Origin of the sequence: Micromonospora globispora (assembly GCF_003857015.1) — a bacterium.
Taxonomy (GTDB): Bacteria; Actinomycetota; Actinomycetes; order Mycobacteriales; family Micromonosporaceae; genus Micromonospora; species Micromonospora globispora.
Map to the genome: position 1 here is coordinate 1 of NZ_QGGF01000429.1, position 12107 is coordinate 12107.

Genomic DNA, 12107 nt, shown 5'->3' on the forward strand with positions numbered 1-12107 from the left:
AGGCGGCGGCGTCGACGTGGCCCAGCAGCGGCCCGGCCGCGCGCACCGCCACCAGGACCAGCGCGGTGTCGAGCACGTCCTGGCTGGTCGCGCCGAGGTGCACCCAGGCCCGCGCCTCCGCGGGTACGGCCTCGGTCAGCGCCCGGACGAGCGGGACGACCGGGTTGCCGGCGTTCTCGGCCGCCCGGCCGAGCGCGGCGGGGTCGTACCGGTCGGCGTGGCACCCGGCGGCGATCGCCTCCGCCGCCGCCCGGGGTGCCAGGTCGCAGTCGGCGGCGGCCAAGGCGAGCGCGGCCTCGGCGTCGAGCATGGCCTGGAGCAGCGCCCGGTCGGTGAGTTCGGCGTCGACGTCGGGGTCGCCGGAGAGGCCGCCGAGCAGGCCGTCAGACGGCGAAGAAGACGGTCTCATGCTCCCCCTGCAGGTGGATGTCGAACCGCAGCCCGTCCGGCGCCGCGTCCGCCAGCAGCGTATGGCGGCGGCCGGGGTCCACGCTGCGCAGCACCGGATCCGCGGCGTTGGCCGCCGCCTCGTCCGGGAAGTAGAGCCGGGTGACCACCCGGTGCAGCAGACCGCGCGCGAAGACCGACAGGTTGAGGTGCGGCGCCTCGGTGCCGCCGTCCGGGTCGGGCAGCGCTCCCGGCTTGACGGTCAGGATCTCGTACCGCCCGTCCGCGTCGGTGGCGCTGCGCCCGAAGCCCCGGAACCCGGGCACGGACGGCTTCCGCGCGCCGCGCGGATCGTCCGGGTGGTCGAAGCGCCCGTCGGGGTCCGCCTGCCAGGTCTCGACCATCCCGTCGACGACCGGGTTGCCGGCGCCGTCGAAGAGCTGCCCGCGGATCCAGAACGCGCCCGGTGTCCCCTCCGGGACGACGTACGGGCCGTCGGGCCAGAGCAGGCCGATGTGCAGGTACGGCCCGACGGTCTGCGCGGGGGTCACCCCGAGTCGGTCACTCATCGTCGTCCTCGTCCTCGAAGGGGGTGCTCTCCCGGCCGCGCAGCACGATGTCGAACTCGTACGCCAGCGCCCACTCCGGCCGGGTGGTCGCGTGGTCGTAGCGGGCGATCATCCGCTCCCGCGCCTTCGGCTCGCGGACCGAGTTGAAGATCGGGTCCTGGAAGAAGAGCGGGTCGCCGGGGAAGTACATCTGGGTCACCAGCCGCTGGGTGAACGCGCGGCCGAAGAGCGAGAAGTGGATGTGCGCGGGACGCCAGGCGTTGTCGTGGTTCTTCCACGGGTAGGCGCCGGGCTGGATGGTGACGAAGCGGTACCGCCCGTGCTCGTCGGTGAGCACCCGCCCCACCCCGTCGAAGTTGGGGTCCAGCGGGGCCGGCCAGGTGTCCACCGCGTGCCGGTACCGGCCGGCGGCGTTGGCCTGCCAGATCTCCACCAGGGCCTGCGGCACCGGGTGGCCGTCGCCGTCGAGCACCCGGCCGTGCACGATGATCCGCTGCCCGAGCGGCTCCCCCTCGTGCTGGCGGGTCAGGTCGTGGTCCAGCGGGCCGAGCCGTCCCTCGCCGAGCAGCGGCCCGGTGACCTCGGTCAGCCGCTGCGGCAGGTACGTCAGCGGCTGCCGGGGCGAGCGCGGCACGGTCGACCTGTAGCCGGGGCTGAGCAGGGGCGGATGGGCGTCGACGTCGTCGCGCCGGTACTGCGGCAGCACCAGACCGCTCTCGGTCCGGCGCACCATGTCCTGGGTCATGACCTCTCCCCTCAGGCTTCCAGCACGACGGCCAGCCCCTGGCCGACCCCGATGCAGATGGCCGCGAGTCCCCGCCCGCCACCGCGGCGGTGCAACTGCCACGCCAGCGAGCCGAGGATCCGCGACCCGGACGACCCGAGCGGATGCCCGAGCGCGATCGCCCCGCCCTGCGGGTTGACGATCTCCGGGTCGAGCTCCGGCCATTCGCCGAGGCACGCGAGCGACTGGGCGGCGAACGCCTCGTTGAGTTCGACCACGTCGAGGTCGGCCCAGCCTATGCCGGCCCGGCGCAGCGCCTCCTGCGCGGCGGCCACCGGGCCGATGCCGAACAGGTGCGGCTCGATCGCGGTGACGGCGCGGGAGACGATCCGGGCCAGCGGTGGCCGGCCGATCGCGTCGGCGCCGGCCCGGTCGGCGAGCAGCAGGGCGCTCGCGCCGTCGTTGAGCGGGGACGAGTTGCCGGCGGTCACCGTGCCCTCGGGCCGGAAGACCGGCTTGAGCCGGGCGAGGGCCTCCGGGGTGGTGGTGGCGCGGATGCTCTCGTCCCGCTCGACCTCGGTGCCGGGCACCGGGCTGACCTCGTCGGCGTAGCCGCCGGCGTCCCAGGCCCGGGCGGCGAGCTGGTGGCTGCGGTACGCGAACCGGTCCTGCTCCTCGCGGGAGATCTTGTACCGGTCGGCGAGGATTTCCGCCCCCTCGCCGAGCGCCACCGTCCACTCCTGGGGCATCCGCGGGTTCACCATCCGCCAGCCGAGGGTGGTCGAGTGCAGGGTCTCGTGCCCGCGGGGATAGCCCTGTTCAGGCTTGGGCAGCACCCAGGGCGCGCGGCTCATCGACTCGACGCCACCGGCCACGCAGATCGAGGCGTCACCGAGGGCGATCGCCCGGGACGCGCCGATCACCGCCTCCAGGCCGGAGCCGCAGAGCCGGTTCACCGTGGCGCCGGGCACCGACGGGGGCAGGCCGGCCAGCAGCACCGCCATCCGGGCCACGTCCCGGTTGTCCTCGCCGGCACCGTTGGCGTCGCCGAGCAGCACGTCGTCGATCCGGGCCGGGTCGAGGCCGGGGCTGCGCCGCACCACCTCGCCCACCACGTGGGCGGCGAGGTCGTCGGGGCGTACGCCGGCCAGGCCGCCGCCGTACCGGCCGATCGGGGTGCGTACCGCGTCGAGGATGTAGACGTCGTTGCTCATCGCGCCGCCACCTTCTTCGTCGCCTCCAGGGCGCGCAGGACCGTGAGCTCGTGCTCGGTCGGCGGGTCGACCGCGGCGAGGTCCGCGGCGACGGCGAGGTCCCAGCCGGTGGCGGCCCGGGCCTGCTCGACGGTCACCCCGGGGTGCAGCCGGGTCAGGGTCAGCTCGCAGGTCTTCGGGTCGGGCTCCAGGACGCCGAGGTCGGTGATCACGACGCGCGGGCCGCCGCCGCGCAGCCCGAGCCGCTCCCGGTCACCCGGTCCACGGCCGTACCCGACGGAGGTGACGAAGTCGACCCGGTCGATGAACGTACGCAGGCTCTGCCGGACGACCACGACCACCTCGCCGCAGGACGCGGCGATCTCCGGGGCGCCCCCCGCACCCGGGAGGCGGACCTTGGGGTCGGCGTAGTCGCCGCCGATCACCGTCGTGTTGATGTTGCCGTACCGGTCGAGCTGGGCGGCGCCGAGGAAGCCGACGTCGATCCGGCCGGGCTGGAGCCAGTAGTTGAAGACCTCGGGCACGGAGACCACCGCGTCGGCGGTGTCGGCGAGGATTCCGTCGCCGATGGAGAGCGGGAGCCGGTCGGGCTTCGCGCCGAGGCAGCCGGACTCGTAGATGAGCACCAGGTTGGGCGCGTGCGTGGCCCGGGCCAGGTTGGCCGCGGTGCTGGGCAGGCCGATGCCGACGAAGCAGGCGGTGCCGTCCCGCAACTGCCGGGCGGCGGCCACCGTCATCATCTCGTCGGACGTGTACTCCGCGCTCACGCCTGCACCTCCGCCTTCAGCACGTGCTGCTCCATCCACTCGCGGAAGGTGTCCCGGTCCCGGCTGACCGCGTCCCAGCGGACGTAGAAGTCGTTGTCGCGGACCGAGTAGCCCTGCGCGTAGGAGGGGTGCGCGCCGGCGGGCACCTCGGCCACCGCGGTCACCGCCCAGCTCGGCAGGACGACCTGGCCCGGTACCGGTTCGAGCTCGTCGACGATCTCCTCGACGGTGACCAGCGAGCGGTGCGCCGCGAGGACCGCCTCCTTCTGCACCCCGGTGATGCCCCACATCTGCACGTTGCCGGCCCGGTCGGCCCGCTGGGCGTGCACGACGGTGACGTCGGGGCGCAGCGCGGGCACCGCCGTCAGCACCTCGCCGGTGAACGGGCAGGTGATCGTCTTGATGTTGCCGGTGTGCCGCGGCAGGTCGGTGCCGGTGTAGCCGCGCAGCACCGCGAACGGCAGGCCGGAGGCTCCGGCGACGAACCGGTTGGCCATCCCCGCGTGGCTGTGTTCCTCCAGCTCCAGCGGCACCGGCCAGGAGTTCTGCACCGCGTCGCGGAAGCGGTGCAGCGATCCGACGCCGGGGTTGCCGCCCCAGGAGAAGACCAGGCGGCGGGCGCAGCCCATGCCGATGAGCTGGTCGTAGATGACGTCCGGCGTCATCCGGACCAGGGTCAGGTCCTGCCGTCCCTGACGGATGATCTCGTGGCCGGCGGCGAACGGGATGAGGTGGGTGAAGCCCTCCAGGGCGACCACATCTCCGTCGCGGACCAGGTCCGCCACGCCCTCGGCCAGCGAGACGAGCTTCGCCATGAGCCTCCCCGTCTCCTGCGAATTCCTCGGCCTGCCCGCTGTTCGCTATGCGGACTGCCGTCCTCATGTCGAACGTAATGCCCGTCGACGCGATCCGTCAACGAGCCCGACCTGCGAACGTGCTCGTTGCAGAAATGTTGCGGCGACCCGTTGACGTGAGCGGAGTCACCGTGCCAACGTTCTAAATGAGAACAGCCGTTCGGCTAGCGAACATACCCCCGGGCTCCTCCGAACCGGGGCCCCCACCACCCCACGGTCCCCCGGGACCGCCGGACGCGGGAGTTACCTTCATGCGCCGTCTCATCACCAGCGCCATAACCGCCGTAGCCCTGCTCACCGCCACCGCCGCCTGCGGTTCCGGCGACGGCGGTGGTTCCGGCGGGCAGGGCGGAGGGCCCACCAAAGTCAAGGTCGGGGCCATCCCGATCGTCGACGTGGCCCCCCTCTACCTCGGCAAGGAGAAGGGCTTCTTCGCCGAGCAGAACATCGAGGTCGAGGTGGTCAACACGACCGGCGGCGCGGCCGCCGTACCGGGCGTGGTCAGCGGCGAGTTCGACTTCGCCTTCGGCAACGTGGTGTCGCTCATCGTCGCCCACTCGCAGAACCTGCCGCTCAAGGCGATCGCCGAGGGCAACTCGTCCACCGGCCAGCAGGGCAAGGACTTCAGCGGGATCGTGGTGCCCAAGGACAGCCCGATCAAGACCGCGGCCGACCTCGCCGGCAAGACCGTCGCCGTGAACAACCTCAAGAACGTCGGCGACACCACGGTCCGCGCGTCGATCCGCAAGGCCGGCGGCGATCCGTCCGGGGTCAAGTTCGTCGAGCTGGCCTTCCCCGACATGCCGGCCGCCGTCGCCGCCAAGCGGGTCGACGCGGCCTGGGTGGTCGAGCCCTTCCTGACGGTGACGAAGGACCAGGGCGCCCGGATGATCGCCTCCAACATGGTGGACGCCGCCCCGAACATGACCGTGGCGACCTACTTCACCAACGAGAAGACCATCAAGACGAAGGCCGACCTGGTCAAGCGCTTCACCGCCGCCATCGAGAAGTCCCTCCAGTACGCGCAGGAGCACCCGGACGAGGTGCGCAAGGTGCTGCTGACGTACACGAAGATCAGCCCCGAGGCCGCGCAGAAGATCACGCTGCCGGCGTTCCCCACGGAGATCAACCGGGAGTCGGTCCAGACGATGGCCGACATGATGCTCTCCGACGGCCTCATCAAGCAGAAGGTCGACGTGGCGGAGCTGCTCCCGTGACGTCCACGACCACGCTCGCCGCGCCAGCCCGGAAGTCCCGGGCCGGCGCGGCCGGTCGGCTGCGCGGGGGCAACGCCCTGCTCGGCGTGGCAGGGTTCGCCACCTTCCTCGCCCTGCTGGAGCTCGTGCCCCGCGTCGGCCTGGTCTCGCCGGAGTACCTGCCACCCGTCAGCCGGATCGGCGTGGCGCTGGCGGACCTGGCCGGCGACCCCGCGTTCTGGACCGCGCTCGGTGACACCGTCCGGGGCTGGGCCCTCGGCCTGGCGATCGCGGTGGCGCTCGGCGTCGTCGTCGGCTTCGTCATCGGCACCGTCCCCGTGCTGCGCGAATTCTCCGCCTCGACGATCGAGTTCCTCCGGCCCATCCCGTCGGTGGCCCTCATCCCGCTGGCCGTCCTGGTCTTCGGCACCGACCTCCGGTCGGTCCTGCTGCTGGTGGTCTACGCGGCGTTCTGGCAGGTCCTCGTCCAGGTGCTCTACGGCGTGCAGGACGTCGACCCGGTCGCGCAGGACACCGCCCGCACCTTCGGGCTGAACCGCTGGGGTCGGATGCGGTACGTCACCTGGCCGACCGCACTGCCGTACGTGCTCACCGGGGTCCGCCTCGCCGCCGCCGTGGCGCTGATCCTCGCCGTCACCGCCGAGCTGGTCATCGGCGCGCCGGGGCTCGGCAACGAGATCGGCACCGCGCAGTCCGGCGGCGCCGTCGCCCGGATGTACGCCCTCGTCATCGTCACCGGGCTGCTCGGCGTGGCGGTCAACGTCCTTGCCCGGCGGCTGGAACGGTGGCTGCTCTCCTGGCACCCGTCGCTGCGCCGGGAGGTGGCGGCATGAGCGTCCTGCGCCGGATCACCCGCTCGACCGTCGCGGCGCTCGCGGTGCCGGCCGTGCTGCTCGCCCTCTGGTGGGTGCTCACCGCGGACAGCGAGAGCTACTACCTGCCGCCGCTGTCGCAGATCCTCAGCACCTTCGACGACGTGTGGCTCTCCGACCGGCTCGCCGCGGACGTGCTGCCCAGCCTGCTGCGTCTGCTCGGCGGCTTCCTGGTCGCGGTGCTGCTCGGCGTCGGGCTCGGGGTGCTGATCGGTTCGCTGCGCCGGCTGCGCGCGTTCTGCGAACCGGTGCTGGAGTTCCTCCGGGCGATCCCGCCGCCGGTGCTCGTCCCGGTGCTGATGCTCTTCGCCGGCATCGGCGACACGATGAAGGTGCTGGTGATCGTCTCCGGCTGCCTCTGGCCGATCCTGCTCAACACCGTCGAGGGGGTCCGGGCGGTCGACGAGGTGCTCGTCGAGACCTGCCGCTGCTACGGCGTACGCGGGCGGGCCCGGCTCTGGCACCTGGTGATCCGGTCGGCCAGCCCGCAGATCGTCACCGGCATGCGCCAGGGGCTCTCGGTCGGCATCATCCTCATGGTCATCAGCGAGATGTTCGCCGCCAGCAACGGGCTGGGCTTCACCATCATCCAGTTCCAGCGAACGTTCGCGGTCACCGAGATGTGGACCGGCATCCTGCTGCTGGGTGTGCTCGGGTTCCTGCTCGCCCTGCTGATGCGGCTGTTCGAGCGGCGGGTCCTCAACTGGTATTTCGGGCTGCGCCAGGCGCAGCGAGGCGGGAGTCGATGACTGTCATGACCCAGACCCAGACCCAGTCCCGGACCGGCACCGAGGTGCTGCTCGACGTCCGCGGCGTGCGCAAGGTGTACGAGGGGCACGGCCGCTCGGTCGAGGCCGTCCGCGACCTCACCTTCGCCGTCGGAAAGGGCGAACTCGTCTGCGTGGTCGGCCCCTCCGGCGCCGGCAAGACCACCCTGCTCAAGTGCATCGCCGGGCTGCTCGCCCCGACCTCCGGCGAGGTCGTGCTCGAAGGCGCGGCCGTACACGGCCCGCCGCCCGGCATGGCGGTGGTCTTCCAGGAGTACGGCCGCAGCCTCTTCCCCTGGATGACCGTGCGGCGCAACGTCGAGCTGCCGCTGAAGGAGAAGAAGCTGCCGAAGGCGCGCCGGGAGGAGCTGATCCACCGGGCGCTGGACGCCGTCGGCCTCGCCGACGTGCAGTCGGCGTACCCGTGGCAGCTCTCCGGCGGCATGCAGCAGCGGGTCGCCATCGCCCGGGCCATCGCGTACGAGCCACACATCCTGCTGATGGACGAGCCGTTCGCGGCGGTCGACGCGCAGACCCGGGCCGACCTGGAGGACCTGGTCCGGTCGCTGTGGCACCGGCTCGGGGTGACCACCCTCTTCGTCACCCACGACATCGACGAGGCGGTCTACCTCGGCCAGCGGGTGCTGGTGCTCTCCTCCTCCCCCACGGTCGTGCTGGACGACGTCACCATCGACCTGCCCGACGAGCGGGACCAGCTCACCACCCGCTCGTCCAGCCGCTTCGCGGAGCTGCGCGGCCACGTGTTCGAGCAGGTGCAGCGCGCCAAGAAGCAGTCCGCGCCGGTGGCGACCGCATGACGACGGTCCGCGAGGCCACCCTCGACGTGCTGCGCGGCTGCGGGATGCACCGCATCTTCGCCAACCCGGGCTCCACCGAGGTGGCCTTCCTCGCCGACCTCCCCGACGACCTGGAGTTCGTCCTCGCCCTGCACGAGGGGTCGGTGGTCGGGATGGCCACCGGGCACGCGATCGCCACTGGGCGGCCCGCGTTCGTCAACCTGCACACCACGGCCGGACTCGGCAACGCGGTCGGCGCGCTCGCCACCGCCCGGGTCAACCGGGCGCCGCTGGTCGTGGTGGTCGGCCAGCAGGACCGCCGCCACCTGGCGCTGGAACCGTTCCTCGCCGGGCGGCTGGAAGGGCTGGCCGGGCCGTACCCGGTCTGGGTCAACCAGCCGGTCCTGCCGCAGGACGTGCCGGCGGCGATCCGCCGGGCGTGGCACGAGGCGGTGCAACACCAGGGCCCGGCCATCGTGGTCGTGCCGATGGACGACTGGTCCGCGCCGGTCGACCCGGCGCTCGGACTGGCCGCGCCGGCGGCCGTGCTGCGTGCCGGCTCCGCCCCCGGGCCGGCCGCCGACGAGCTGGCCCGGCTGCTCGACCGCGCCGCCAACCCGGTGGTCGTGGTCGGCGCCGGGGCGGACGACCGCCGCACCTGGGACGCGCTGGTGTCGCTGGTGGACCGGATCGGCGCACCGGTCTGGCAGGAGGCGTTCGGCGCCCGCGCCGGCTTCCCGCAGGACCACCCGCGCTTCGCCGGGCACCTGCCCGCCGGCCGGTCCCGGTTGCGCGCGGTACTCGACGGGCACGACCTAGCGGTGGTCGTCGGCACCGGCGCCTTCCGGCAGTACCCGTACGAGCCGGGCCCGCTGGTGCCCGACGGGCTCACCGTGGCGGTGGTCTCCGCCGACCCCGACGAGCTGCACCACAGCCGGGCCGACCTCGCCGTGCTCGCCGACCCGGCGGCGTTCTGTGCCGCGCTGACCGAGCAGGTGTCGCCCCGTGCGGTCGCCCCGCCGGATCGCCGCGTCGAGCCGGTCGAGCCGCCGGCGCCCGGCGAGCCGATCCGGGCGGTGCACGTCTTCACCGCGCTGGCCGAGCGACTGCCGCGGGACGTGGTGGTCGTCGAGGAGACCCCGTCCACCCGGCCCGACCTGCACCGGCTGCTGCCGGCCCGGGAACCGCGCGGCTTCGTCAGCGCGGCGATGGGCGGCCTCGGCTTCGGGCTGCCCGCCGCGGCGGGGCTGCGGATGGGCGACCCGAGCCGACCCGTCGTGGCCGTGCTCGGCGACGGCTCCTCGCTCTACGGCATTCAGGGGCTCTGGAGCGCCGCCCGGTACGGCTGCGGCGTGCTCTTCGTGATCCTCTCCAACGGCCGCTACGCGATCATGGACCGGCTGGCCGACAAGGTCGGCGGCAAGGCCCCCTGGCCGGCGTTCGAGGACGTCGACGTGCACGGCCTGGCCACCGCGCTCGGCTGCCCCGCCCGGCGGATCACCAGCCACTCCGAGCTGCTCGCCGCCCTCGACGAGGTCGTGCCGACCCTCGCCGACCGCACCGAGCCGCTCCTGCTCGACGTGGCGGTCCGCACCGAACAACACTTCGAACCCTGACCGGCGGCACCACCCCTTTTGAGGAGGACCCGATGACTCTGCTGGACACCAACACGTGGCACGGCATGGTCTACAGCGACGGCTGGGTGGAGGCGGCGGGCGGCACGGTCCCGGTGCTCTCCCCGGCCACCCGGGAGGAGATCGCGCAGATCGGCGTGGCGAACGCCGACGACGTGGCGCGGGCCTGCGCCCGGGCCGCCGAGGCGCAGCGCGCCTGGGCCGCCACGAACTACATCGAGCGCGCCGCCGTGCTGCGCCGCGCCGGCCAGCTCTGGGAGCAGCACGCCGCCGAGGTCGGCGAGTGGCTGATCCGGGAAGCCGGCTCGATCCCGCCGAAGGCCGGCGTGGAGACCGACACCGCGGCCCAGGAGTGCTACGAGGCGGCGGCGCTCGCCTCGCAGCCGCTCGGCGAGATCATCCCGAGCGCGCAGCCGCGGCTCAGCCTCGCCCGCCGGCTGCCGGTCGGCGTGGTCGGCGTCATCTCGCCGTTCAACTTCCCGCTCATCCTGGCGATCCGCTCGGTCGCGCCGGCCCTGGCCCTCGGCAACGCCGTGGTGCTCAAGCCCGACGCCCGTACCGCGATCGCCGGCGGCCTGGCCATCGCCCGGGTCTTCGAGGAGGCCGGGCTGCCCGAGGGGCTGCTGCACGTGCTGCCCGGCGGGGTGGAGGCCGGCGAGGCGCTGGTCGCCGACCCGCACGTCCGGGTCATCAGCTTCACCGGCTCGACGGCGGCAGGCCGCAAGGTCGGCGAGGCCGCCGCCCGCCACCTCAAGCGGGCCCACCTAGAGCTCGGCGGCAACTCGGCCCTGATCGTGCTCGACGACGCCGACCTGGACCTGGCCGCCTCCGCCGGCGCGTGGGGCTCCTTCCTGCACCAGGGGCAGATCTGCATGACCACCGGCCGGCACCTGGTGCATCAGAGCCTCGCCGAGCGGTACGTCGAGAAGCTGGCCGAGAAGGCGGACCACCTGCCGGTCGGCGACCCGGCCAAGGAGCAGGTGGCGCTCGGACCGATCATCGACGAGCGGCAGCGGGACAAGATCCACTCGCTGGTGACCGCGAGCGTCGACGCGGGTGCCCGGCTCGCCGCCGGCGGCACGTACGAGGGGCTGTTCTACCGCCCGACGGTGCTCGCCGACGTCACCCCCACGACCCCGGCCTACGCGCAGGAGGTCTTCGGCCCGGTCGCGCCGGTGATCGCCTTCTCCGACCTCGACGAGGCCGCGGCGCTCGCCCGCGACACCGAGTACGGCCTCTCCCTCGGCATCCTCAGCCGCGACGTGATGAAGGCGATGGCGCTCGCCGACCGCATCCCCAGCGGCAAGGTGCACATCAACGACCAGACGGTCAGCGACGAGGCGGTGGCGCCGTTCGGCGGGGTCGGCGCGTCCGGCACCGGCTCCCGGTTCGGCGGGCCGGCGGCGAACATCGAGGCGTTCACCGAGACGCAGTGGCTGACCATGCAGGGCAGCATCACCCGGTACCCGTTCTGAGCGACGGCGGAGGAGACGAGCGTGGCCGGCGGCATCCGTGACCCACGTACCTCGGTGACCTCGCGGGCGCTCGCCATCCTCGCCGCGTTCGACGTCGACCACCCGGCGCTGACGCTGAGCGACATCGCCCGCCGGGCGGGGCTGCCGGTGGCCACCGCGCACCGGCTGGTCGGCGAACTCGTCACCTGGGGCGCCCTGTCCCGCGGTCCCGACGGCGGCTACACCGTCGGCGTACGGCTCTGGGAGGTGGGGCTGCTGTCGCCGCTGCACACCCGGCTGCGCGAGGTTGCCGTGCCGTTCCTCCAGGACCTGCACGCCTCGGTACGGGAGAACGTCCACCTCGCGGTGCGGGACGGGGACGAGGCGCTCTACGTCGAGAAGGTCACCGGGCACCGGTCGGTGCCGATCGTCTCGCGGGTCGGCGGCCGGCTGCCGCTGCACGCCACCGGCGTCGGCAAGGCGCTGCTCGCCTTCCAGGACCCCGCGTACATCGCCACCTTCCTGCGTGGGCCGCTGCCGCGCTGCACTCCGTACACCGTCACCGAACCGGGGCGGCTGGCGCGGGAGCTGGCCGGGGTGCGGCGACGGGGCTGGGCGGCGACGAGTGAGGAGATGACGCTCGGGTCCTGCTCGGTGGCCGTACCGGTCCTCGGGCCGGACGGCACCGCCGTCGCGTCGATCGGCATCGTCGTACACAGTCTCGGGGCGAACCTGGAGCGCCTGGTGCCCGCGCTGAAGAGCGCGGCCGACCAGGTGGCCGCCCGGCTCGCCGCCACCGGCGACGACCCGTACCCGAGCCTGCGGCACGGCGTCGCACCGCACCGCCCGAC

Annotated in this window: 13 protein-coding genes; 7 read left to right on the top strand and 6 right to left on the bottom strand. The window is 73.3% G+C overall.

Annotated elements, in window-relative coordinates; all coding sequences use genetic code 11:
- The 6 genes from DKL51_RS23085 to DKL51_RS23110 form a co-directional block, all read right to left on the bottom strand.
- Window positions 1-409: lyase family protein (locus tag DKL51_RS23085; protein ID WP_260428631.1), on the bottom strand; the 409-nt coding region annotated here is incomplete at its 3' end.
- Window positions 384-956, bottom strand: coding sequence for a protocatechuate 3,4-dioxygenase subunit alpha (gene pcaG, locus DKL51_RS23090; RefSeq protein ID WP_109944822.1), 573 nt, complete (start codon window positions 954-956; stop codon window positions 384-386). The genes DKL51_RS23085 and pcaG, both read right to left, overlap by 26 nt.
- The gene (pcaH, locus tag DKL51_RS23095) at window positions 949-1701 is read right to left on the bottom strand and encodes a protocatechuate 3,4-dioxygenase subunit beta (RefSeq protein WP_124812471.1); all 753 of its coding nucleotides are present in this window, start codon (window positions 1699-1701) and stop codon (window positions 949-951) included. The genes pcaG and pcaH overlap by 8 nt, the downstream gene beginning before the upstream one ends.
- 11 nt (window positions 1702-1712) lie before the next feature.
- Window positions 1713-2894, bottom strand: coding sequence for a thiolase family protein (locus DKL51_RS23100; protein WP_124812472.1), 1182 nt, complete (start codon window positions 2892-2894; stop codon window positions 1713-1715).
- Window positions 2891-3661 carry a CoA-transferase subunit beta gene (locus DKL51_RS23105; RefSeq protein ID WP_221623227.1) on the bottom strand — a complete coding sequence of 257 codons (771 nt, stop codon included), beginning with the start codon at window positions 3659-3661 and terminating at the stop codon, window positions 2891-2893. The genes DKL51_RS23100 and DKL51_RS23105 overlap by 4 nt, the downstream gene beginning before the upstream one ends.
- Window positions 3658-4476 carry a CoA transferase subunit A gene (locus tag DKL51_RS23110; protein WP_124812473.1) on the bottom strand — a complete coding sequence of 273 codons (819 nt, stop codon included), beginning with the start codon at window positions 4474-4476 and terminating at the stop codon, window positions 3658-3660. The genes DKL51_RS23105 and DKL51_RS23110 overlap by 4 nt, the downstream gene beginning before the upstream one ends.
- 290 nt (window positions 4477-4766) lie before the next feature.
- On the opposite strand from DKL51_RS23110, the gene DKL51_RS23115 reads away from it, so the two are divergent.
- The 7 genes from DKL51_RS23115 to DKL51_RS23145 all read left to right on the top strand — a co-directional run.
- Complete coding sequence (locus DKL51_RS23115) at window positions 4767-5732, top strand: ABC transporter substrate-binding protein (protein ID WP_124812474.1); 966 nt, start codon at window positions 4767-4769, stop codon at window positions 5730-5732.
- The gene (locus DKL51_RS23120) at window positions 5729-6565 is read left to right on the top strand and encodes an ABC transporter permease (RefSeq protein WP_243422387.1); all 837 of its coding nucleotides are present in this window, start codon (window positions 5729-5731) and stop codon (window positions 6563-6565) included. Before DKL51_RS23115 ends, DKL51_RS23120 begins: the two co-directional genes overlap by 4 nt.
- Window positions 6562-7353: an ABC transporter permease gene (locus DKL51_RS23125; protein ID WP_109944817.1), complete on the top strand. Its 792-nt coding sequence runs from the start codon at window positions 6562-6564 to the stop codon at window positions 7351-7353. The genes DKL51_RS23120 and DKL51_RS23125 overlap by 4 nt, the downstream gene beginning before the upstream one ends.
- A 5-nt stretch (window positions 7354-7358) precedes the next feature.
- A complete protein-coding gene (locus DKL51_RS23130; RefSeq protein WP_109944816.1) occupies window positions 7359-8189 on the top strand; it encodes an ABC transporter ATP-binding protein in 831 nt (276 codons plus the stop codon).
- A complete protein-coding gene (locus DKL51_RS23135; RefSeq protein ID WP_109944815.1) occupies window positions 8186-9784 on the top strand; it encodes a thiamine pyrophosphate-dependent enzyme in 1599 nt (532 codons plus the stop codon). Before DKL51_RS23130 ends, DKL51_RS23135 begins: the two co-directional genes overlap by 4 nt.
- Window positions 9785-9816: 32 nt before the next feature.
- Window positions 9817-11277, top strand: a complete 1461-nt coding sequence (locus DKL51_RS23140; protein WP_109944814.1) for a benzaldehyde dehydrogenase — start codon at window positions 9817-9819, stop codon at window positions 11275-11277.
- 21 nt (window positions 11278-11298) lie between these two features.
- A partial coding sequence (locus tag DKL51_RS23145; protein ID WP_148097831.1) for an IclR family transcriptional regulator occupies window positions 11299-12107 on the top strand: 809 nt, incomplete at its 3' end.